Annotated in this window: 13 protein-coding genes; 7 read left to right on the top strand and 6 right to left on the bottom strand. The window is 55.9% G+C overall.

Annotation, left to right across the window (positions count from 1 at the left end):
- Positions 1 to 47 precede the first annotated feature (47 nt).
- Both recF and gyrB read left to right on the top strand, forming a co-directional pair.
- Complete coding sequence (recF, locus tag Q4606_RS13790; protein ID WP_303607875.1) at positions 48 to 1,181, top strand: DNA replication/repair protein RecF; 1,134 nt, start codon at positions 48 to 50, stop codon at positions 1,179 to 1,181.
- A gap of 48 nt (positions 1,182 to 1,229) precedes the next feature.
- Positions 1,230 to 3,644: a DNA topoisomerase (ATP-hydrolyzing) subunit B gene (gene gyrB / locus Q4606_RS13785; protein WP_303595183.1), complete on the top strand. Its 2,415-nt coding sequence runs from the start codon at positions 1,230 to 1,232 to the stop codon at positions 3,642 to 3,644.
- Between the two features lie 120 nt (positions 3,645 to 3,764).
- On the opposite strand, the gene Q4606_RS13780 is transcribed toward gyrB, so the two are convergent.
- Both Q4606_RS13780 and gabT read right to left on the bottom strand, forming a co-directional pair.
- Entirely contained in the window at positions 3,765 to 4,502 is a 738-nt protein-coding gene (locus tag Q4606_RS13780; RefSeq protein ID WP_303595185.1) for a VC0807 family protein, read from the bottom strand.
- 99 nt (positions 4,503 to 4,601) lie between these two features.
- Positions 4,602 to 5,879 (bottom strand): 4-aminobutyrate--2-oxoglutarate transaminase, encoded by a 1,278-nt coding sequence (gene gabT / locus Q4606_RS13775; RefSeq protein ID WP_303607874.1) that lies wholly within the window; start codon positions 5,877 to 5,879, stop codon positions 4,602 to 4,604.
- 227 nt (positions 5,880 to 6,106) lie between these two features.
- On the opposite strand from gabT, the gene Q4606_RS13770 reads away from it, so the two are divergent.
- Genes Q4606_RS13770 through Q4606_RS13760 form a run of 3 tightly spaced genes read left to right on the top strand, consistent with a single transcriptional unit; the run spans position 6,107 to position 9,524 of the window.
- Positions 6,107 to 7,081: an MbnP family copper-binding protein gene (locus tag Q4606_RS13770; RefSeq protein ID WP_303595189.1), complete on the top strand. Its 975-nt coding sequence runs from the start codon at positions 6,107 to 6,109 to the stop codon at positions 7,079 to 7,081.
- Positions 7,082 to 7,134: 53 nt separating this feature from the next.
- Positions 7,135 to 8,280 (top strand): methanobactin export MATE transporter MbnM, encoded by a 1,146-nt coding sequence (locus Q4606_RS13765; protein WP_303595190.1) that lies wholly within the window; start codon positions 7,135 to 7,137, stop codon positions 8,278 to 8,280.
- Positions 8,277 to 9,524 (top strand): hypothetical protein, encoded by a 1,248-nt coding sequence (locus tag Q4606_RS13760; RefSeq protein ID WP_303607873.1) that lies wholly within the window; start codon positions 8,277 to 8,279, stop codon positions 9,522 to 9,524. The genes Q4606_RS13765 and Q4606_RS13760 overlap by 4 nt, the downstream gene beginning before the upstream one ends.
- A 6-nt stretch (positions 9,525 to 9,530) precedes the next feature.
- On the opposite strand, the gene Q4606_RS13755 is transcribed toward Q4606_RS13760, so the two are convergent.
- Positions 9,531 to 11,267: an ABC transporter transmembrane domain-containing protein gene (locus Q4606_RS13755; RefSeq protein ID WP_303607927.1), complete on the bottom strand. Its 1,737-nt coding sequence runs from the start codon at positions 11,265 to 11,267 to the stop codon at positions 9,531 to 9,533.
- A gap of 162 nt (positions 11,268 to 11,429) precedes the next feature.
- Between Q4606_RS13755 and Q4606_RS13750 the strand changes: the two genes are divergently transcribed.
- The gene (locus Q4606_RS13750) at positions 11,430 to 13,232 is read left to right on the top strand and encodes an ABC transporter ATP-binding protein/permease (protein WP_303607872.1); all 1,803 of its coding nucleotides are present in this window, start codon (positions 11,430 to 11,432) and stop codon (positions 13,230 to 13,232) included.
- A gap of 75 nt (positions 13,233 to 13,307) precedes the next feature.
- Positions 13,308 to 14,465 carry a phage tail sheath subtilisin-like domain-containing protein gene (locus Q4606_RS13745; RefSeq protein ID WP_303607871.1) on the top strand — a complete coding sequence of 386 codons (1,158 nt, stop codon included), beginning with the start codon at positions 13,308 to 13,310 and terminating at the stop codon, positions 14,463 to 14,465.
- Here Q4606_RS13745 and recD read toward each other — a convergent pair.
- The 3 genes from recD to recC are packed head-to-tail and all read right to left on the bottom strand — an operon-like array spanning position 14,419 to position 24,037.
- A complete protein-coding gene (recD, locus tag Q4606_RS13740) occupies positions 14,419 to 16,755 on the bottom strand; it encodes an exodeoxyribonuclease V subunit alpha (protein ID WP_303607870.1) in 2,337 nt (778 codons plus the stop codon). The two genes, Q4606_RS13745 and recD, sit on opposite strands and share 47 nt — an antisense overlap.
- On the bottom strand, positions 16,752 to 20,480 hold the full coding sequence (recB, locus tag Q4606_RS13735) for an exodeoxyribonuclease V subunit beta (RefSeq protein WP_303607869.1): 3,729 nt from the start codon (positions 20,478 to 20,480) through the stop codon (positions 16,752 to 16,754). Before recB ends, recD begins: the two co-directional genes overlap by 4 nt.
- A complete protein-coding gene (gene recC, locus Q4606_RS13730; RefSeq protein ID WP_303607868.1) occupies positions 20,477 to 24,037 on the bottom strand; it encodes an exodeoxyribonuclease V subunit gamma in 3,561 nt (1,186 codons plus the stop codon). Before recC ends, recB begins: the two co-directional genes overlap by 4 nt.
- Positions 24,038 to 24,179 lie beyond the last annotated feature (142 nt).

Here is a 24,179-nt window from a genome sequence, read left to right as displayed (position 1 = left end):
CGTGGATACGTCCATTCCCCTTGTTGCCGTGATGAGCTGTCCTTTCTATGGCGCTGATAAAGCTTCATACCGAGTTTTTTCGCAACCTTTCTCCGGCTGAACCTGTTTCGTTCTCACCTTCGTTCAATCTGCTTTATGGAGCCAACGGCAGCGGGAAGACCAGTGTACTTGAGGCTATCGGGTACCTTGGCCTTGGGCGCTCCTTTCGTGTAAATCGCCATCAGGCTGTTGTTCAACACGGTCAAAGCAGGTTCACAGTCTTTGGTGGTCTGGACTATGGATTTGACGATAAGCGGAATGAAGAATCGTCGGGTGTGCTGGCTCATCGTTTAGGCATATCTCGTGATGTTGCCCAAAAGGAAACAACGCTCCGCGTAGATGGCGAAGGCGTGCGCAGTCTGTCTTCGCTAGCAAAGCATTTACCGGTTTCCGTCATCGATCCGGGTGTTTTTGATATCGTTGCCGGTGGTCCGGGAAAGCGTCGGCAGTTTCTTGATTGGGCGGTGTTCCACGTGGAACCTTCTTTTGCATCCAGCTGGCAGCAGTGCCAGAGAGTCACATCACAGCGGAATAAAACGCTGAGAAATGGTAGACTGGACGAAGCCATGTTGCGTGTCTGGGATGCCCAGTACGCGGCGCTGAGTGAAAGAATAAGTGAGGTCCGAAAAGCTACTTTTGATCAATTTAAAAGTGCGTTCGATGATCTGGTTCACGAAGTAGATGTGAGTTGGACAAAGGGTCTGAAACTCGAGTTTTATCCCGGGTGGGATACGAGTCAATCTTTGGTAGATGTGCTTGTATCCCACAGGGAACAGGAAATTCGTATGGGGCACACTCTTTATGGGCCCAACCGTGCGGATATCCGGATAAGATTTCAGGGTCGACCTGTTGCCGAAACGTTTTCACGCGGCCAACAGAAAACCCTCGTTATCCTGATGAAGATTGCCCAGTGCATGGTGTTGAACGATCTCGGGAAACAGGTCAGTTTCCTGTTAGATGATATTAATGCCGAGCTGGATGGGGGCCATAGAATAATGTTGGCTCGAAAGTTACAGGATTTACGTTGCCAGGTATTCATTACAGCCATTGAACGTCCGGATCCGGAGGTGCTGTGGCAGGGTAACCAGATACCTGATTATCGAATGTTCCACGTGGAACATGGCAAATTGAAGGAAGAATAAAACCGGCTAGAAAGACAGTGCCGGCCCTTACGCTTCAGGAGTTTTTTAATGAGTGAATCGAGCTACAATTCCGCCAGTATCAAAGTCCTGAAAGGTCTGGACGCGGTGCGCAAACGGCCTGGGATGTACATTGGTGATACAGACGACGGCACAGGTCTGCACCACATGGTCTTTGAGTTGGTGGATAACTCCATCGATGAAGCTCTCGCAGGGCACTGTTCCGAAATCGGCATTATCATACACCCGGATGAGTCGGTGAGTGTTCAGGATAATGGCCGTGGAATCCCTGTCGATATCCATGAAGAAGAAGGCGTCTCTGCGGCTGAAGTCATCATGACAGTACTTCACGCCGGGGGTAAGTTTGATGACAACTCCTATAAGGTTTCCGGTGGTCTCCACGGTGTGGGGGTTTCCGTTGTAAACGCCCTCTCCTCAACTCTCACCTTGACCATCCGCCGTGATGGCAAGGTGTATGAGCAGGTTTACACCCATGGTGTACCCAATGCGCCTTTGAGCCCGGTAGGTGACACAGACGCTTCAGGAACCAGGGTTCACTTTATCCCGTCACCAGAAACCTTCAGCCACATCGAATTCCATTACGATATCCTCGCCAAACGTATAAGGGAACTTGCGTTCCTGAACAGTGGTGTCCGTATTCGACTGACGGACGAGCGTAGTGGTAAAGAGGAAGTCTTCCAGTACGAAGGAGGCTTGAAGGCGTTTGTTGAGCATCTCAATGCCAATAAAACACCAATAAATCGTGTTTTCCACTTCGTTCGCGAGCGTGAAGACGGGATTTCTGTAGAAGTTTCCATGCAGTGGAACGATGCCTTCCAGGAAAATATCTACTGCTTCACCAACAACATACCGCAGCGCGATGGCGGTACTCATCTGGCAGGCTTCCGAGCCGCCCTCACCCGCTCCCTGAACAATTACATTGAGCTTGAGGGGCTGGGGAAAAAGTCCAAAGTAAGCACCTCGGGTGACGACGCCCGTGAGGGACTGACAGCGATCATCAGCGTTAAAGTGCCAGACCCCAAGTTTTCTTCACAGACCAAAGACAAACTGGTGTCTTCGGAAGTGAAAACAGCGGTCGAGCAGGAGCTTTATCAGAGCTTTGCTGAGTATCTTCAAGAGCAGCCAAACGAAGCCAAACTGATCGTCAATAAAATGATTGAAGCAGCGCGAGCTCGTGAAGCCGCCCGTAAAGCGCGGGATATGACCCGTCGTAAAGGCGCACTGGACATTGCAGGCTTGCCAGGCAAGCTCGCGGACTGTCAGGAAAAAGATCCCGCGCTTTCCGAACTGTTCATAGTGGAGGGTGATTCGGCCGGTGGTAGCGCAAAACAAGGCCGGGATCGCAAGACTCAGGCTATTCTGCCGCTGAAAGGTAAGATCCTGAACGTAGAGAAAGCACGCTTTGACAAAATGCTTTCCTCTGCCGAAGTTGGCACTCTGATTACAGCTCTGGGCTGTGGTATTGGCCGGGAAGAATTCAATCCGGATAAGCTCAGGTATCACTCCATCATTATCATGACGGATGCTGACGTGGATGGTTCTCACATCCGCACCTTGTTGCTGACGTTCCTGTTCCGCCAGATGCGGGAAATTATTGAGCGTGGCCACGTATTTATCGCCATGCCACCCCTCTATAAGGTCAAGCGTGGCAAGCAGGAGCAGTACCTGAAGGATGAGAAGGCAAAAGAAGCCTTCCTGACCCAGACTTCACTGGAAGGCGCGCAGCTATACGTTAATCCGGAAGCTCCTCCGCTCAAGGACTCTGCCCTTGAGACGATGGTGAAGGATTATCAGGCCGTAATGGCAATGATTGACCGGCTGTCCCGCGCTTACCCAGCTAAAGTGCTCGAACGGATGCTTCAAAACGAAACTCTGAAGCCTGAGTCTCTGAAGGACGAGCAAACAGTTTCTGCATGGTCATCCCGCCTCGGCGAAGGCTTGAACGTGGATACACGTACCGGCACCAAGTACACCTTCTCGGTTTCAAAAGATTCCGAGCGTGGCCTGTACCTGCCCAAGGTCACCATCTACGTACACGGTATTCCCCATGAACACGTTTTCAGCCACGACTTTTTCGAGTCGCCATCTTACGGCGCCATTGCTCGCCTGGGTGAGACGCTGAACGGGCTTATTGAGGAAGGAGCCTACGTACAACGCGGTGAACGCAAGCAGGCCGTATTGTCGTTTGAAGGGGCACTGAGTTGGTTGATGAAGGAAGCCCAGCGGGGTTTGAATATTCAGCGTTACAAAGGTCTTGGTGAAATGAATCCGGACCAGTTGTGGGAAACCACCATGGACCCTGAAACCCGCCGGATGATGAAAGTGAAGATTGATGACGCTATAGCGGCTGACCAGATCTTTACGACACTGATGGGTGACGACGTTGAACCTCGTCGAGACTTTATCCAGACCAACGCACTGGAAGTGCACAACCTGGATATCTGATAAGTCTTGGTATTTGACGATTAAAAAAGGCGGCCAAATTACTTTGGCCGCCTTTTTTGCATCAGAAAATCAGTAGGTTAGCGTTTCTGTATGTACGTTATTTGAATCAAGGCGTGTTATTTAAGATCTTGCCTTCTCTTTCTCCGCAAGATGCGGTGCCATTACTTCCTCCAGAGTGTACCCCGTCAGACGGCGTATGGTTCTCCACAGGTAATAGAAGATAAGCATCATCATCACCATGGAGGGGATCGCAATCATGGGATAACTCACGAGCGTCATTCTGCCGAGTTCTTCATTAAACGCTTGGGTGCCGGAAGGGCTGACCACGATCCAACGTGCGAGAACGTAGTTCATGATGGAGGAGAACAGAAAGGTACCGGCAAAAAAGTAGCTGGCTTTCAGTAAACGTGCTTCAAACTGCCCGACACAGTTTTTCTCTTCCAGAGAGCGGTGGATTTTTTCCACATCGAGTACATTCGGGTTATAGAGAAGCGTACGGACCAGAGGGTATTTGGTGCGGGTAGACACCAGTACCGCCAGACCGATAATTGCGGGAATGGCTGCCTCTTTTACGGCCAGCCAACCGGCATCCAGTTCAAGTAAACCAATACCGCCCGTTAGCCCGACACTGATGAGGCCCAGTAGCGCGATAAAGTTCTTCTTATGGTAACGGACCAACTCGAACAGCCCCCAGCCCAAGGGGAAGGCCAAGCCCAGTATCAAGGCGTTAACACTGCCAAGATACTCGTCGCCGCTGAATTTCATCAGAATAACGGATGGAATAATGATACTGACCAGAAGATCGACCCAGGGTCTGGGTTTGTGGTCAGGTGCAGAGTGGGTATTCGATGAGTTCATAGTTCTGCCTGGTTGGTGAAACGGCTAGGGGCAGTATACGACGAACGCTATAAAAAAACCGAACCCGGAGGCTCGGATTTTCGACGGACAACACTTATATCATGCGCCTGCTTCTTTAAGGCTTTCTTCAACAATTGCCAGGCCTTCCTCAAGGATATTATCCTCGATGGTGACCGGCATCAGGAAACGAAGCGTGTTTCCGTACAATCCACAGCTCAGCAGAATCAGGCCTTTTTCTTTGGCCTTTTGGGTAATGGCCGCGGCCAGTTCCGGCATGGGCTTGCGGTTGTCAGCGCTCTCAACCAGTTCAAACGCGGCCATGGGGCCAAGGCCTCGAACGTTGTCCACATGGGTGAACTGTTCCTGCCACTGGGTAAAGCGTTTGTTCAACTTCTCACCCAGGCTCTGGCTTTTGGCCAGAATGTCTTCCTCTTCAAATACATCGAACACCGCCAGTGCGGCTGCGCAGGCTGTCGGGCTACCGGTGTAGGTGCCGCCCAGAGAGTTGGGGCCTGACGAGTCCATGTACTTATCTGTACCAACAATAGCTGAAATCGGCATGCCGTCCGCCATACTCTTGGCCATGGTCATAATGTCCGGCTTAACACCGCTGTGTTCAATGGCGAACATTTTGCCGGTACGACCAAAACCACTCTGGACTTCGTCGACAATCATCATGATGCCGTTTTCGTCACAGATCTTGCGGATCTCCTCCAGGAAGCTGGTCGGCGCCGCATAGAAGCCGCCCTCACCCAGTACCGGCTCCAGCACAATAGCAGCCGTCTGGTTAGCCGGAGAATCGGCTTTCATGGTCATGCGCAGACCACGCAGGGCCTCTTCCTCGCTGACGCCGTGATAAGGCACAGGATAGGGTGCGCGGTAAACAGTGCCCGGCATTACGCCAAAATCTGTCTGATAGGGTGCCGCCTTACCATTCATCGCCATGGTCATAAACGTACGACCATGATACCCACCGTCGAAGCAGATAATGTTGTTACGGCCAGTCGCGGCGCGGGCGATTTTGATCGCATTTTCAAGAGCTTCGGCACCGGAGTTAGCCAGCATAACCTTGGCATGGCCTTTTACCGGGGCAACCTCACTCAATTTTTGAGCCAGCCGCACATAGCCCTCATAGGGCATAACCGTCTGACAGGTATGCATCAACTTATCCAGCTGGGCTTTTACCGCCTCAACGACTTTCGGATGCCTGTGGCCGATGTTGAGCACACCGATACCGCCAGCGAAGTCGATCATGCGCTTGCCGTCTGCGTCCCACAGTTCTGCGTTGGTTGCGTGGTCGGCAAATTGCTCATTTGGGCTTGCCACACCGGCTGCAACATAGCGTTCTTTCAGTGCTTGCAATTCTTTATTGCTCACTTTGCCATTCTCCCTGTGTATCGGATTTAACTGGTTCAATAACAGTGTAGGGAGTACGGGGGCCTGACACAAACCGATGAATGAAAGTAGTGCCCGGATGGGGCCCGTGAAAGCCAGGCTGCCGCGACAACATGTCACATCCATATTTGTGCTTAAGCCAAAGATAATGAGTGAGTTTTAATAAGATGACTAACGCTAACAATTATTAACAACGACTGGAGTGTGACGTGGAAAAATATGGAATCTATTGTTTGATCGCCGGTGGCTTATTGCTGAGTGGTTGTGGCGGAAGCTCGTCTTCGTCTTCTACGGAAACAGAAGACGTCACCGGGGTAACCGAACTGACAATACCCTTCAAGGCATTGGTGGGCACTGATCCGATGACATGCGGTCAGACCTTCACTGGCCTGGGCTTGAATTCAACAGACGTTACGTTTGTCGACTTCAGGGTGTTTATCAGCAATATACGCCTTGTTACAGACCAGGGCGAAGAAATTCCATTCAATCTGGACGTAGATGCGCCCGGTCAGAACGCACAGGTGGCATTGCTGGACTTCCGCGATACAGCAACAGTAAACGACGCCGGAGATGCGACGGACGTATGCGTCTCAGGTACAGATGAAAATCCGGGCTTCAAGGACTCTCTGGTGGGTACAGCCGATATTGACCCGGCGAAAACCATCAGCCACTTCGAATTTACCATAGGTGTACCATTCGAACTGAATCATGTCGATCAAGCCGGCGCAGAAGAACCGTTGAGAAACCCTGGTCTTGCGACCGGTATGGCCTGGAGCTGGCAGAATGGTTACAAATTTATCGGAGCGGACGTAGTACCAACCTATGAAGGTGGAAGCCGTTGGAATTTCCACCTAGGCAGCACAGGTTGTGACGTCGGGACCTCTGAACTGCAAAACGGTGATGCTCCCACCCCGTGTTTAGCTGATAACCGTGTAGACGTGTCTTTGGCTCTGGGAGGATACGAGTTAGGGGATTACGCAGTCGCAATCGACTATGCTGCCTTGGTATCTGCTTCCAACTTAAATGAGAATGAGGGTGGTGCACCGGGCTGTATGTCCTTCGCAGGCGACCCAGAGTGTCCGGCTGTGTTCAAAAACCTCGCTCTGCCATTCGGCGAAGAAGATAACGCCGATGGTAATCCGAACATTGAGGTGTTCAAGATAGTCGAGCTTTCGGCACCATGAGAAAATGCCAACTGTGGGCCGGCCTTTGCCGGCCCGCTTTCGGTGTTGTCCTGTTGATACTGTTGAGTGGCTGCCTGGAACAGAGCCAAACCACGGTGGACGATCAGGGTGCCCGGATTTCCAGTTTTGATTGGGGGCTTCCCGAGCACATCCCCCTGCCCCGGGAACCTGAAGATAACCCCATGACGGAAGAAAAATTCCAGCTTGGGCGGCATCTGTTCTATGACACCCGCTTGTCATCCAATGGCACGATCAGCTGTTCCAGCTGTCATCATCAGGACAAGGCGTTCAGTGATGGTCTGGCTCAGGCTTCCGGCGCGACAGGGGAACGTCACCCGAGGAACAGTCAGGCTCTGGTGAATGTTGCCTGGAACAATACCCTGACCTGGGCCAACCCCAGTCTTGGCACCATTGAAAAACAGATCATGATCCCTCTGTTTGGCGATGACCCCATCGAGCACGGGCTGAACGAGGGCAATCATGAGCAGGTGCTCCGTAGCTTGCAGGCGGAACCTGAGTACGCAAGTCTGTTTGCCGCAGCATTCCCGGATCAGGCTGATCCCTTATTCGATGATCTGGCCTGGGACAATGTGGTTAAGGCGCTTGCCTCTTTTGTACGTGGATTGAGCTCTTTCGACAGTGATTTCGATCGCGGAGCTATGTCTGCTGCGGCGCTGCGAGGGGAACGGTTATTCAACAGCGAAAGGCTTGAGTGTTTCCACTGCCATGCCGGGTATAACTTTACCGACGCCACTACAGACCGCCTGACTACCTATAACACTCTGCTTTTCCACAATACCGGGCTCTACAATATTGACGGTCTTGGTGCTTACCCGGAACCGAATACCGGCCGCCATGAGGTAACCGGGAGGGCGGATCATATGGGACAGTTCCGTGCTCCCAGTCTGAGAAACGTGGCGCTGACCGCACCATACAACCACGATGGCTCGGTCGACACTTTAGAGGATGTGATCCGTAACTACGCCGCCGGTGGCCGCCTTAGAGTATCCCCGCCCAATGCGGGCGATGGTCGTATGAATCCCTTAAAAGACGGTTTCATCGCTTCGTTTCCGATTACGGAGGACGAAATTCAGGATGTGGTGGCCTTTCTGGAGTCCCTGACGGACCAAGCCTTTGTTACCAATCCCCGATTTGCAAACCCCTGGACCGATAATTCCAATAAGGATCTGATTCCATGATTCGTTTCTGTCTCTTGCTGGCGCTGCTGTTGCCGGTTACGGGCTACGCGCACTACATTCCCGAAGACGCTCAGTTGGAAGTGAGCGCCAGTGTGGTGGCAACCTGGCGCTCTTCCAGTCTTGTTGATGAATACGAATTCTGGCAAATCCCCGGAACCATGATGGGTGGACATGCCTGGCCCCAGGAGAAAGGTGTCAGTGTTGATGAAGCGATGGTGTCGCTGGGTTCCCGTATCAATGAGCGGGTGTTCGGGGTCATCGAAATCGGCAGTCATGGCGGTGGAGATGACCATAGCGACGAGGTGGAACTGCAACACGCCTACTTGGGCTATGTCTGTTGCGATGCCACCGGCCCCTGGGTTCTGGAAGCGGGCAAAATGTCGGCAGTTTTTTCTCCGAGCCTGTCCAGCCACGCAGCTGATCGCTGGATCAGCGATACGCCCCTGGTCAATGACGTGTTTTTTGGCCGCGACTTCCATGATGAAGGTGTGCGTTTCTGGTGGCATGAAACGGCAGGCCTGTCGGCGGGTGTCGAGCTCTGGCGCGGTAAGGCCTTTCCAGCCACCGATACCGGAGACACCAACTGGGACATATTTGCCAGTTATCGGTGGCAGGGAGAGCGACTTAGCCTTTCCGGGGGTGGCTGGTTTTACCGGGCGTCTGCCAGTTCGAGGGCGGACCACCGCTACGGTGGCACTCATACGCATACCCCGGTGGCTCCGCCTGGCGTAACAGCGACTCCGTTCCCTGATACCCGCTTTACCGGAGATACAGACATCGCCGGCCTCCACGGAGCCCTTCGTTACAACCCCCAACCGCATTGGCAATGGGGCGTAGAAGCAGAGCTGATGCAAATGAATATGGACGGAATTCTGCATGACTCTACTGGACGCGAGGCCAGTGTGGATAGTGATCAGTTCGGTGGCTGGGTGCAGCCATATGTGCAGTGGCGCCGTCATATTGTGGGTCTGAGAGGAGAATGGCTTACAACCGACAATCATCTGGTGGGCGCTGCTGCGCCGGTTCTGGCCACTGATTCCGGTCTTGCGAATCCCGAGGATCACGATCCAGAGCGTTACACCGCATTTTGGCACTGGCAGTGGCGAGACGATCTGGCGCTACGAACCGAGGTAACCGAGGATCGGACCTTGCCAGAAAGCGATCTGCGCTGGTCGGTGGGCGTGGTTTGGAGCGGCCGGCTTTGGCCTGCAACCTCGGGCTCCAGTGCCGGGCACCAGCACTGAAACAGACTATTCACCCGTTTCGCTGCGGAACTGTAGCTGCGCCAAGCGCCGATACAATTGATTTTCCTGCATTAGTTGTTCATGCGTGCCAACCGCTAGCAAGCAGCCTTGATCCAGAACGGCGATGCGGTCGGCATCTCGCACGGTGGCAAGCCTGTGAGCAATCACCAGGGTGGTTCTGCCCGTGGTAAGCGCTGGCATGGCTTGCTGAATCAAGCTTTCGCTTTCCGCATCCAGGGCGCTGGTGGCTTCGTCGAGAAGCAATATGGGCGCGTCGGCGAGCAGGGCGCGGGCAATGGCCAGACGTTGTTTCTGACCGCCGGAGAGACCTAGCCCGGCATCGCCCAGCCGGGTCAGATAGCCCTCAGGCAGTTTCTTGATAAATTCGTGCGCGTGAGCGATTCGGGCCGCATTTTCAACATCGGCCTGGCTGGCATCCGGGCGGGCGTAGCGGATGTTGTCTGCCACAGTGCCATGGAACAGCGTCGGGTTCTGGGGCACCAGTGAGAAGCAGCTGCGTAGAGCTTCCAGCGAAACCGTGGCGGTATCTGTACCGTCAATATAAATCGTGCCGCTGTCGGGCTGATAGAAATGCAGCAGCAAATCAAACAGCGTGGATTTTCCTGCCCCGGATGGACCGACCAACGCCAGGGTTTCCCCGGCACGGACATGTAAGCAGAGATCGGCCAGTGCCGGGTGTTCGCTGCGACCGGCGTAGCTGAAATTCAGGCCTTTGATGGCAATATCCCCGGTAATGGGCTTTGGAAATCCGTTTGCCACTCCTGCGGGTCGATTAAATGCAGGTTCCGTCTGTAGTAGTTCAAAAAGCCGAGCGGCGGAGCCGGCTGCTCTTTGCAGTTCCCCTATCACCTCACTGATGGCGCCCGCGGCTACACCTACCAGCAGGCTGTAAAAAACAAAGGCTGCCAGCTCTCCCGGGCTAATGCGGCCCTGGATAACGTCCAGGCCACCAATCCAGATCACAACACCGACTGCCCCCATCACCAGGGAAATAGCCAGAGTCGTCAGCCAGGCACGTTGTTTTATGCGGGCACGGGCGATGTCGAAGGCCCGCTCGGACACCTCCGCAAAGAAGCGCCGGTCGTGAGGCTGATGGTTAAAAGCCTGCACAGTTTTAATCTGGGTGAGATTTTCCCCCACGTAGCTGCCTACATCGGCCACCCTGTCCTGGCTCAGCCTTGAAAGCTGCCGTACTCGCCGACCGAAAAACAGAATGGGCACAATCACCAAGGGGAAGCCGAGCAGAATAATTCCGGCCAACTTGGCGTTGGTAATGAACAGCAATAGCAGCCCACCCACCAGCATCAGTGCATTTCGCAAGGCGATGGAAACCGTTGAACCGATCACAGACTGCAGCACCGTGGTATCGGCGGTGAAGCGCGACTGTATTTCCAGTGCCCTATTCTGCTCGAAGAACCCCGGGTGCAGGTCAATCAGATGATTGAAGACCTGTTTGCGGATGTCCGCTACCACCCTTTCGCCAATCCAGGACACCAGATAAAAGCGTGCAAAGGAGCCGAACGCCAGCCCCAGTACCAGAATAAAAAACAACCCCATGGCGCGGGCCAGATTGCCGGCAGATTCTGTTGCCAGACCCTGATCGACCAGAATTCGAAGGCCCTGACCCAGCCCAAGAGTAATACCTGCCGTGATAACCAGGGCGACAAGTGCACCGGCAACGGCTTTGCGATAGGGGCGTATAAACCCTATAACGAGTTTCAGGGCTTGCCGGTGACGAGTGTTGATGGTGTGCCTCCTGGGGATCAGCTGCTGTAGACTTGGTCTGCTATACGGTCACGCTTGAAGTAAGGACTAATCATACAGCCAGACTAAAAAGCCTGCCCCCGCGTATCCAATAACTTCGTCATGCAAAAGGATTCCCCTGTGCGAGCTTATGCCGACAGTGATTACCCGCAACACCATAAACCCGATTGGAAGGTGATCGCCGGCCTCTGGCCCTATCTCGCCGAGTTCCGTGGTCGGGTTGCTCTGTCTGTTGCCTTCCTGATACTGGCAAAGCTGGCCACCGTCGCAACGCCTGTGGCTCTGAAATACATTGTCGACTATCTCGACCAGGGCCGTGAAGGCGAGCTGTTGTTGTGGATTCCCATTGTGCTGGTGGTTGCCTATGGCACCCTGAGGTTTGGCAGCACCCTGTTCAGTGAGCTTCGGGACGCCGTATTTGCAAGGGTTGCCGAGCGCGCCATGCGGCGGGTATCACTGCGGGTGTTCCGCCATCTCCATGACCGCGAACTGGCCTTCCATCTGGATCGCAAAACCGGAGGCCTAGCCCGGGATATCGAGCGGGGAACCACAGGTATCAGCTTTCTGCTGCGCTTTACCCTGTTCAATATTGTCCCCACCCTGCTGGAAATACTGATGGTGGCGGGCATTTTACTGGTGGCGTTTAACGCCAGCTATGTGTTGGCCATTCTCATTGCTGTGGTGGTGTATATCGTATTTTCCATCAAGGTTACGGAATGGCGAACCAAGTTTGTGCGCGAGGCCAATGCCCGCGACAACCAATCCAACTCCCGCGCCATCGATAGCCTGCTGAACTACGAAACCGTGAAGTACTTCAATAACGAAAAATTTGAAGCCGATCTTTACGATGAGAACCTGGAAGGCTGGGAGCAAGCCCGTCTGAAAAACCGCCTGTCCCTGGCAGCACTTAATTCCGGTCAGGCTCTCATCATAGGTTTGGCCATGATAACCATGATGGTAATGGCCGTAAGGGAAGTCGCCAGTGGCGCTATTACCTTGGGCGACTTCACCATGATCAACGCTTACCTGCTGCAGTTGTTTATTCCCCTGAATGCCCTGGGCTTTGTGTACCGCGAGATCCGCCAGGCGTTGGTGAACGTGGAGCGTTTGTTCGGTTTGCTTGGAGAAGCACCGGCAATTGAAGACGCCCCCGGGGCGCCGGCACTGATTGTGGAAAAAGGAGAGGTTGGCTTTCATCTCGTGCATTTTGCTTATCGTTCAGATCGACCGATTCTGCAGGATGTGGACTTTTCGATACCGGCAGGACACACACTGGCGGTTGTGGGGGCCAGCGGTGCTGGTAAATCCACTTTGGCGCGTTTGCTGTTCCGTTTCTTCGATGTGGATAAGGGCAGCATTACCATTGATGGCCAGGATATTCGTGGGGTGAGCCAGGACAGCCTGCGCTCGGCTATTGGCGTGGTGCCCCAAGACACGGTGCTGTTTAACGACACCCTGTATCGAAATCTGGCTTATGGTCGGCCAGATGCCACCGAGGCAGAAGTACACTTCGCCGCTAAACAAGCACGCCTGGACGAGTTCATCCGTAGCTTGCCAGAAGGTTACGACACCAAAGTAGGCGAGCGTGGTTTGAAACTCTCCGGCGGGGAAAAACAACGGGTAGCCATTGCCCGAGTACTGTTGAAAAACCCGCCGTTGCTGATTCTGGATGAGGCCACCTCATCACTCGACTCCATTTCTGAACAGGCGATTCTGGAGGCGCTCAACGAAGTTAGCCGGCAGCGCACTACCCTGGTTATCGCCCATCGCCTGTCCACCGTGCGCGACGCCGATACGATTCTTGTCATGGATCACGGCCGGATCGTGGAAAGCGGCGGCCATAGCGAGTTACTGGCGCAAAATGGCTATTACGCCAGATTGTGGCTGCAGCAGCAGTATAGCGATGGCGAGGAGAGCGTTTAGTGGTATGTCTGGTGCAGAATTCTGGTCTATGGTGTATTCAAGCTGTTCGATGGATTGATTGCAGGGAGCGAGATTATGCCACCACGCCCAAGATACCCGGGTGTTTATGTCCAGGAAACATCCTCAGGATTGAGAGCCATAGCAGGTGTGCCGACTTCGATCACGCTCTTTATCGGTATGGCCCTTGAAGGGAATCTGAACCACCCGACCACTATCCACAGGCTTGACCAATTTGAACGGATCTTCGGTGGTGATCTTTCCTATGGCGAGATGGCGCTGCAGGTAAAACAGTTTTTTCTCAATGGGGGGGATGAGGCGATCATCGTGCGTGTTGGGAGTGAGGCCGGCGGCATTCCTGAACTGGCAGACTACGAAACTGCATTCCGTGTGGTCGCATCGGAAGTCGAACTCTTCAACTTGCTGGTACTGCCTCGTGGATTTGGGCAGACAGATGACCAGCGGCAGCCATTATGGGCAAGCGCCAGCGTATTTTGTCAGCGCCAGCGGGCCTTCTTGATAGTTGATCCCCGGAGTGATTGGCAAACAGCCGCTGATGCCGCTGCTGGAGTAGCTGCACTGCGAACGGGGGCTGTTACCGACCATGCAGGCATCTACTGGCCTCGAATTCTGTCGGCCTATTCGGCGTTACCTATTGATCCGGCTGGAACTGTCGCGGGCATTATGTCGCGGATCGATGCGCAGCGCGGCGTCTGGAAGGCGCCGGCGGGTAAGAGCGCATCTGTTCTGGGTGTGACAGGGTTAGAGTATTTCATTTCGAACTCCGATATCAGCATAACGAATCCTCAGGGGGTCAACACGCTGCGGCAACTCCCGGGCGGTGTGATGATCTGGGGGGCTCGTACCATGGCCGGTTTTGAGAACTCGGGCGAGAACGAATATAAATATATCCCCGTCCGCCGTGCCGCGCTGGCTATCGAAGAAAGCCTGACCCGAGGGTTGGAGTTTGCCCGGTTCGAGTCTAATGGCGAGCATTTGTGGGCGCAGATACGGTCAGTCGCCGGCGCTTTCATGCAGAACCTGTTTCAACAGGGCGCATTCCAGGGGGCCAAGGCGTCCGATGCCTGGTTTGTGCGCTGCGATTCCAGCACCACGACGCAGAGCGATATTGACCTGGGCCGAGTTAACCTGATGGTAGGTTTCGCTCCGATGCGTCCGGCGGAATTCGTCATTCTGAGGGTTCAGCAGAGCCTGGGCTCTCAGCCAGGCCATTAATCAGCACCGACGCCAACCCGGAGGCGCGGACCACCCTCTGACCAACGCTGTCGCTGAACACGCTGGCATCGCCGGTTATCATGCTGAACCAGTTCCTGGCGCGGGTGATGCCGGTATAGACCAGTTCCCGTGTGAGTACGGGGCTCAGGCGGTCAGGCAGTACCAGACAGGTGTGATTGAATTCAGAGCCCTGGGACTTATGCACAGTCATGGCGTACACAGTTTCCAGTTGCTGCAGCCGGCTGGGTGATATCCAGCGGATGGTTCCGCTGCCATCGCTGGCAGGAAAGGCTACACGCAACGCTGTCTGCTTGTTGTCGGTGCTCCGTGGGTCCCCATGGACTGGCAGGCTGAAGGTAATGCCTACGTCGCCATTCATCAGCCCCAGGTTGTAATCGTTGCCGGTAATCAGCACCGGGCGCCCGGCATACCAGCCTTCAGCGCGTGGAATCAGCCGTTGCGCCAGCAAGTGATGGGCAATCAGCTCATTCAGCCCTTCCACACCCCAGGGGCCCCGGCGCAGGGCGCAGAGTATCTGGAAGTCGCTGAAGGCCAGCAATACCGTCTTCGCCAACTGGTCCCATTGTTCCCTGGAGCTGTTGCTGTTCAGGTTGTGATTCTGCATCAGCGTTAAATAATGTCGGTAACCCACTGGTGGAGGTAGTGGCTGACCATTACCTTCAATGCGCCCTTCTCCCTGATTACGGAAGGCCTGAGGGCTGCCAGTAACCGCATGGCCGCATATCAGCGCCTGAGTAGTTTCCAGTGAGGGCTTTCCGGTGTGGCCATTGAGCCACACCACATCTTCGAACGCTGCGTTGCGGGCCTGTTCAAGGGTGCTGGCGCTCAAGGTGTTGGTGTTGACCACCTCGGCAAGCTGGCGGATACCGCTGCCTTCTGCAAAGCGGTAGCTCTTGCGGAGCATGGCGACAGCCTGATCCAGTGGCTGGCCTTCGTTGTCCTGTAAATCTGGCGGTATGTCGGTGCCGGTGATGGCCTGCAACCATTGTACCGTTGCTGGCTGATAATGTCCGTCTGCTGCGCGCTGGCAAAGTTCGCCCAGCACCGCGCCGGCGTCTACCGAGGCCAGCTGATCTTTGTCACCCAACAAAATTAACTGGGCGTTGGCGGGCAGGGCATCAAATACCGACGCCATAAGGTCCAGGTCCACCATGGACGCTTCATCAATCACCAGTATGTCCACCAGCAGAGGGTTGTCGCGGTTGTGGCGGAATTTGCGGGTATCCGGGCGGCTGCCCAGCAGACGGTGCAGCGTGGTTACCCGGGTGGGAATGTCCGCCTGCGACACCTTCCCTGGCAGCTTGTCCAGAGGTAAACGGCTGACGGCGCCGCCGATGGATTCGTTCAGTCGCGCTGCCGCTTTGCCGGTGGGTGCAGCAAGGCGGATACGGTATTTGCGGCCGTTTCGTTCTGTGGATTCACCGGCGACGGACTGCAGGGCTGCCAGCAAATTCACCACGGTGGTGGTTTTGCCTGTGCCCGGACCACCGGTAATGACGGCAAAACGGTTGCGGGCTGCGAGGGCGCAGGCAAGCTTTTGGTAGTCCACAGGTGAACCGGCAGAACCCTGTGGTTTAAAGAGTGTATCCAGTGCCTGGCTCAGGGTGATGGCGGCTGGGACAGCCGGGTCGGCGACGGCGGATGGCTGGGCAAGGCGCTGAAGAATACCAGCAGCAATCTGCTGTTCATAACGCCAGAAGCGGCGCAGATAAAGGCGGGTGCCGTTCAACACAAATGGCGTTGTATGTGAGCCATCACTTACTGCAAAAGCATTGCCAAGAGCGGATAGGCACTCTTGTGTGGATGTTTCGGCAAGAAGCTCGCCCGGTCTGGTCCGGTTCATCTCAGTGCTTTCCGGATCGTTGAAAACAGAGGCTCCTTTCGGGTCCTCAGGAGGCAGTGCAAGCGTGCTGTCTGCATCGGCCAGCAGGGTTGCCAGATCCACACACACATGGCCCCGACCCACCTGATGGGACGTCATTGCGGCGAGGAGCAGAACCAGCGGTTGTGGCGCCTCACCCTGCTCTTCTGACAGGTCTTGTATCAGCCGTGCAAAACGCACATCCAGCGGCCGGATCCAGCCGGCCTGCTGCCACTTACCCAATAGCTCCAGTAAGGTGTCTGTCTGGCTCAGTGCCAGTCTGGTGTTCACTCGATTAATTCCGGTGCCGCTATCCTGGGCGACGGAAACAGGGGGCGCCGTGTCCACATCTCCTGGTGGCTCCAGATCAAAGGCAAACTGGTTGTCGGTATTCCGGGTTTTGCTCATGCTGCTACCTCCCCGGAGGCTGCCTTGCCGTCAAACATCGCATCCAGCTGTTCAATCAATACTCTGGGCGGCTTGTCGGTAAACGCCCCGGCGCCCGGTGCGTTAATGCCTCTTAAAAACAGATAGACGGCGCCACCCAGGTGCTGGTCATAGTCATAATCCGGCAGTCGTGCTTTCAGCAGTCGGTGCAGAGCGAGGAGATAGAGAACGTATTGCAGGTCATAGCGTTTCTCCAGTATGGCTTCACCCATGGCCTGATCTGTGTAGGCGCTGTCATTGTCACCGAGATAATTGGATTTATAGTCCAGTACGTAATACTGGCCCTTGTGTTCAAATACAAGGTCTATGAAACCTTTCAGCATGCCGTTGAAGCGCCCGTCATCCACCCGCGGGCGGTCCGCGGCGTTGAGGGTGTGCTGAGTAACCAAGCTGTCCAAGGCGCGGGTACTGACGTTGCGGCTTTCAAACCAGAACTCCAGCTCGGGGCGCAGAGTGCCAAGGCTGGCCAGACTGGCGCTTTCACTGCCGTTGCGACTTAACGGTAGCGGCTGGCGGATGAGCGCAAGTATCCACTGTTCCAGAGTATCCACCCAGTCGCTCCAGCCTCGGGTACTGCAGCGGCGGGTTAGCTGTTCGCGCAGTTCCAGCGGGTTATCGACAATGTGTTGCAGGCCCTGTTGTACGCACCACTCCAGTAAATCGTGCAGGAAGGTACCCGGCCCGGCGCCTTTTGGGAAATGATGCAGGCTGTGGCTGAGCGGACTGGTTGCGTCTTCGTCCTCTGGATTATGGGTGCCCTCTTCCAGCAGGTTCTGGGCTTCTGCGTCTTCCACTTCGCCGACGAAGACGATGCCGGTACCGGATAGACCGATGTATTCCAGCGACGAGTAGCTGGCAATCCACCAGTCTTCCCTGGCTTCTCGGGTCGATACCCGCGCTGGCCCCAGGGCGGCCGGTGTTTCTTCTGTGTAACCCAGGCCGCTGGCGCCCGGCAGCGGCTCGGTATAAAGCTCCGGATAGCCGTTCACCAGATGATTCAGCACATCACTCAAGGGGTGCTGCGCTGCAGGTTCACCCCCCAGCAGATACCCCAGGCCGCTCAGGTGCCAGTTTTCAATATCGGCCACGCCTACCCAGGTAGCAAAGCGGGCGCGGGTCAGGGCCACGTAGAGTTTACGGATATCTTCGCCGAGGCGTTCCCGGTCGGCCCGGGCAACATCTTCTGGCGTGGGGTCGAACACAGTGATCAATTGTGAGTTGTCGTCGTGATAACGCACAAACGACTGCTTTTCACTCTGGGCGCGGAAGGCGGTACCAAAAGGCAAAAACACCAGAGGATATTCCAGGCCTTTGGACTTGTGCACGGTGATGACTTTTACCAGACCAGCATCGCTTTCCAGACGCAGGGTGCGGTGCTCGTCCTCTTCGTCCGCTGCCCGCAGTATCTGGGTGTAGTGGTGCACCAGCGCGTGTTCACCATCCAGTTGCAGGCTGTCCTGCTGCAGCAATTCCGCAATGTGAAGAATGTCGGTGAGCCGGCGCTCACCATCCGGGCGCTGCAGTAGCTGTCCGGGCACTTCAAAGTCCATCAGAAAGCTGCGCAGCATGGGCAGAACGCCCCGGGTCTGCCACTGTTTCTGATAGCCCATAAAGCGTTCAATTTCACGCTCCAGCGCTATTTCATCGGTCAGTAGCTGATCCAGATAGCGCCAGGGCAGGCCCAGTGTAGGTGTGGCCAGAGCAGCACGGGCATAGGCCAGCTGCCGGGGTTCGGCAAAGGCCTTGAGCCAGCACAGTACTTCCTTTGCCTCCTGGGAGGTAAGTACGGAATCCCGGTCAGACAGGTATACACTTTTTATGCGCCTCTGGCTCAGAGCGTCCCGCACCGCAGCAGCTTCGTTGCGGTTGTTCACCAGAATGGCAATATCTTTGGGCTCAATCGGCTCCAGATCATCTGCAGCGTCTTCCAGAGCAAATCCTGCCTTCCCTTGCTGGCCAAGCGTCAGCAGGCGCGCGATTTCGCTGGCGCAGGTTTCAGCCACTTCCGTGGTCGCTGTGCCTTTTGCCAGGCTTTTACGGTTGCCGTTTCTGTCTTCCTGATCACCTTCCAGCGACCACAGGGTGAGGCTGGGCTGTATCTCGCCGTTCACTGTCCACAGGCGTTTGGTGCCATTGGCTTCTACCCCCTGAAATGGCAACGGAGAGGCTTCGCCCTTGCCGAACAGAAAGGCGCCTTCCGGGCTGTTCAGGTCACCATGCTCAAATACCCGGTTGACCGCGGCCACCATGGGTCTGGACGAACGGAAGTTGCGGCCCAGGGTCCAGGTACGATCGCGGGCGCCTGTGCGGGCGTCCAGGTAGGTGTAAATGTCGGCGCCACGAAAGCCGTAAATGGCCTGTTTGGGATCGCCTATCATAAGCAGGCAGGTATCCGGGTGATTCTCCGCGACCCGGTAAATGCGGTTGAAGATGCGGTACTGAACCGGATCCGTATCCTGAAATTCGTCAATCAAGGCTACCGGGAATTGCCGGCGAATGGTCGCGGCCAGCTGATCGCCCCGGGGGCCATGAAGAGCATCGTCCAGCCGGGTGAGCAGATCGTCAAAACCCATTTCCGAGCGTTTCTGTTTTTCCGATTCCAGCCGTTCTGCAATCCAGCGGGTGGCGTGCCGGAGAATGTCGGCCTCAGCGCTGGGCAGGTTTTCTGCGAAGGCGATCAGCTCTTCGATAGCATCAAAGGCGGGATGGTGGGGCACATCGCCCTCGCCTTTCAGTTTGCTGGCCAGTATGTCCGGTGTCTGGTTCTGGAAACCCGCTTTCTCAAGCCCTTCCGGGTAGAGCGCATCGGATGCGGCCCAGTCCTGCAATGTGTCCCAGGCGGCAATCATCGGCTTCATGCTGCCGCCGTGCAGGCGCTTGCTCTTGTTGAGCGCCATCAGCATGTCGGTTACTTCGGGTTTCCAGTCCGCCCAGGGGTGGGCTTTCAGTACTTGTGCCTGCTCTATGCGCCTCTGCACAGTGGCTTCGATGGCCCCTTTTACATCATCGGTGGCAAGCTCCAGAGAATCGGCATCGCCAAGCAGGTTGTGTACGGAGGCCCGAAGGTTATCCGGCGTTTTCCAGTGGCCAAGTACTTCATCCATCAGTACCGGCGACAGCGGATAGATAAACGTGCGCCAGTAATCCCGAGCCACTTCATCCAGCAGATCGCTCTGGTCGGTTTCCAGTGTCAGCCGGAACAGGCTGCCACTGTCGAAAGCATGCTCGGTGAGCATGCGGTTACACCAGGCATGGATGGTGGATACCGCGGCTTCGTCCATCCACTCGGCAGCCAGAAGCAGTTTTTTGCGGCAGTCCGGCCAGGTAGCCGGGTCCGGGTAGCTTTGGTCTCTGAGCTGGTGAATCAGCGCTGTTTCCGGCGTGGGCTGAAGGCTTTCCGCGTTACTGGAAAATACCTCGGCAGCCTGGGTCAGCCGGGTGCGGATGCGATCCCGAAGTTCTTTGGTAGCGGCGTCGGTAAAGGTGACCACCAGCAGGTTTGGCGGCAGCATGCCGGCAGCCAGAGCACTGCCTTCCGGTTGGCCGTGGCCGAGCACCAAACGCACATACAGAATCGCAATGGTAAAGGTTTTACCTGTACCTGCGCTGGCCTCAATCAGGCTACTGCCGTTCAGGGGCAGTGCCAGCGGATCAAGATTAGGGTTCAGATTTTTCACAGTTGTCATAGCTTGCCCTCGATCTGGCCGGCGGCTGACTTGTCCTGTTCGGCCTCCCATAAAGGCACGTAAAGTGTGTGCAGCAGTGCCTCGAACTCACCGCTTTGCATCAGGGCTTCAGCACTGTCGAAGGCGCCGCGCAGGTAGCCGGTATCCCGTTCCAACGCAGTGGCGTATGCCTGCTGAGCGTCACTGATGGCGCGCTCGTGGTCGCCGAGAAATTTCTTGCTTTGGTAGAAGCTGTAAATCCAGGCAAAACCCGCCTCCACATGCAGCGGCAGGGCCCGGGTGCTGGCTTCTATCCAGTGGGCCAGTATGGCGTCCAGATGCCGGGTTGCCGTTTCCTTTGGCAGAGGCGAAAAGCGTACCTTACGGCCTTCTTCCTTGCCCAGAATCAGGGTTTCAAACGGCTGCTCCGTCAGTTGTCCGGCCAGATGAATCACCCAGTCCCGCATCAGGTTGGCGTAGCGCAGCTTTTTGCTGTTGCCGCTGCCACTGAGCAGGCTGGAACCTGCGATCACCAGCCGGCAGGTTTTGCCTTCGTGGTTGCGGCGCAGGTCACCAATCAGATCCAGCACTTCCACGGAGCCGGTTGTGTCAGCGAAACGGTATTCAAACGGCAGGGGTTCACTGATCGCTTCAGGCCATTCGGCTAGCGCGCTCTGATAACGCCCAAACAGATCCGGCAGACGGCCGGACAGCTCGTTGCGCAGCCTGTGTTCTGTCACGCCCATACCCAGGTCGCCGCGCCGAGCCATACGATCCAGCGTAGTTTGCAGACGCTCGTGCAGGTCTTCTTCATCACCGGCTTTCAGCAGGCCCTGTTCAATCAGTTCGGTATCCAGGCGCCAGCGATCAAGACCATTCAGATCAAAGTTTTCGTTATCTGTATCCTCGTCTTCTACATCATCGAAGCGCACTTGCAGGCGGCGCTGGTAGAAGGTATCCACCGGCTTTTTCAGGAAGCTGGCCAGGTCGTTTAGGGTGATGGGCTCTTCGGGCTGCTGGTATGGCAGGGCTGTTTGTTGATTTCCTTGCTGCCCTTCCTGCTCCGCACTCTCGTCTCTGTGAGCGCTGCGCCATTCATGTTCGTAGGTGAACAGGCTGCGAGCCTGCTGAACCTGGGGGAAATAGTCACGGCTGAACGGTTGCAGCGGATGGCAGGTGGTGAGGGCTGCAGTTACAGCAGCGCCTGGCTGTGCTTCCAGGTGCCAGAGGCTATCCAGATGATCCTGCAACTGGCCCACCAGAACGGAGGGTGGTCGTGGCGAATCATCGCGGATGCTGCGCCCTACCCAGCTGATGTAAAACTGTTCGCGGGCGGAGAGCATGGCCTCCAGATACAGGTAACGGTCGTCTTCTCTGCGGGAGCGGTCGCCCGGGCGGTAATCCTGAGCCATCAGGTCGAAATCAACCGGTGGTCGTGAGCGCGGGTAGTCGCCGTCGTTCATGCCCAACAGGCACACCTTGCGGAAAGGAATCGCACGCATGGGCATCAGGGTGGCGAAGTTGACCTTGCCCGCAAGGAAACGCTGGTTAAGGCCGCCTTCATCGAGGCCCTCTAACAATACGTCTTTCACAATGTTCAAAGGCAGGGGTTGCTGATCCAGCCCTGCGGCAAGGGTGTCATCGAGCCACTGTTCCAGCTGCCTGCGGAAGCGGTTCAGCAGCAACAGATCGTGGCCCTCTACCTTGTGGAAAAACCGCTCCAGCATGGCAGAGAACAATGCTTCCCATTGCTGAGGTGGTCGGCTCGCCTGTAGCTCTTGCCACAGGGTTTCCAGGCGAAACACAAACTCACCAAGCCGCCCTGCCAGGCTGGCTTGCAGCCCCCCGATTTCACCGTAGGGCTGAACACCTGCCCAGGGCTCGTCGTCGCCCATGCCGTACCCGAGCAGCATGGAACGCAGGCCCGATTGCCAGGTATTTCGCTCCAGATGAGCCGGCAACTCCAGGCTTTCCCGGTGGGCACCGTGCAGCCCCCAGCGTATGTTGGCGCCTTCAACCCAGCGCCGGGCCAGAGGGATTTCTTCCTCGGTAATTTCGAACCGGTCACGAATGCCGGGCACTTCCAGCAGACTGATGATTTCACTCACCCCGAAGCGGCTGCGGGGTAACGACATGAGTGTTTCCAGCGCAATCAGCACTGGCTCGTGATTGCGCTGACCCTGGTCGGAAATGGTAAAGGGAATATGGCGTTTCTGCCCTGCAGGGTAGCGCCCGAACACAGCCTGGATATGGGGTGCGTAAACGTTGATATCCGGCACCATTACCATCACATCCCTGGGCCTCAGAGAGGCATCTGCGTTAAACGCTGCCAGCAGCTGATCGTGCAGAATCTCCACCTCCCGCTGGGGGCTGTGGGCATCGTGAAAGACGACGGAATGATCCCCGTGAAGATCCAGCTCTCGCTGTTCATCGCGGATTTCCTGCAATGGGGTCAGGTTGTAAATGTCGTTCTGCAGCTGGTGCAGCAAACACCTGGCCTGCCCTGTGCCATGCTCCGAAAAAATATCGATTTTCTGATCCGGCGTCTGGAAACTGCTGCGGTATTCATCCGGATTGTCGAATTCGTCCAGCAGGCGAATGTAGTCCCGGCCCTGTTTGCCCCAGGCTGCCAGCAGTGGATTCGCATGCTGGTGCAACTGATCGGCATCCTCGATCTTTGACAGGGTTGGATGACTGGCCCCGCGCTTGCGCTCGGCTTTCAACAGCTCGCGGTCACTGACAATGTCCGCCCAGTAAAACTGCGACGGGTTGTGAACGCAGAGCACCACCTGGCTGAAGCGGCTGAGCACGTATAGTGCTTCCAGCGCCTGCTTTGGCAGCGAGGATACGCCGAAGACCACTATGCGCCTGGGCAGGCGGCCGGGGTGCGCGGGTGCCGAGATGCGCTGGCCTTCGGCCATAAACCGGGTATGAATCTGCGACCGGCTGGTGTGGGATTCCGCGCCTGTGTCTTCTACCAGTTCGCGCCACAGCGTTGGCTGCCAGCGGGTGTCTTCCTCAATGGGTTTTTCTTCACCACGGGCAGTGATTACCACATCCCGGCCCTGCTCCCAGGCTGCCAGCCAGTCGGCGCGGAACACCTGATACTGGTCGAACAGATCCGCTACTTTCTCAGCCAACTGGAACGCCCGCAGATCCGTATCGCTGCCTTCCAGAAAACGCGCCAGCGGGTTGAACACTTCACCGGTATGAACCAGCTCCGGCAGCAGCCGGTAAAGCCGCCACACCAGCCGGCGCTTATCGAAAGGAGACTGTTCCGGCACCTCGCCATCCGGTAACACGGCCCGGTAGGCCTGCCAGATAAACCTTGCCGGGAACAGAAAATCCATACTTGCGGCAATACCCAGCCCGCCTTCACTGCCATCGTCTGAAGGCTTTTCCGCCAACGCCAGCTTCAGCCACTGGGCTATACCGTTGCTCTGCACCAGAAAGGTCTCGCTCTGCAGCGGCGGCAGCGGGCTCTGCTGGCAGATAAACACCACGGCCCGGCGCAGGTCTTCCAGATGGTTGGCGTGAACGGCGTGAAAGCCGGGGGTGATGGTTGCGTGTTCGGGCATGGGTTTCCTGATTGGTGTCCGCCGTGACTCTAATGCTACAGGTTACCGCATGTGATTGAAGAAGCGGACAGCACAAATCGTACTGGGCATATGAAATTCAATTAAAGCTAAGTTTCTTCGGCCGATCTGCTAAAAGGTATAG

It is taken from the genome of Marinobacter sp. 1_MG-2023, assembly GCF_030549045.1.
Taxonomy (GTDB): domain Bacteria; phylum Pseudomonadota; class Gammaproteobacteria; order Pseudomonadales; family Oleiphilaceae; genus Marinobacter.
The sequence above is the reverse complement of the archived record's forward strand: the minus strand, read 5'-3'. Positions and strand labels throughout refer to the sequence as shown.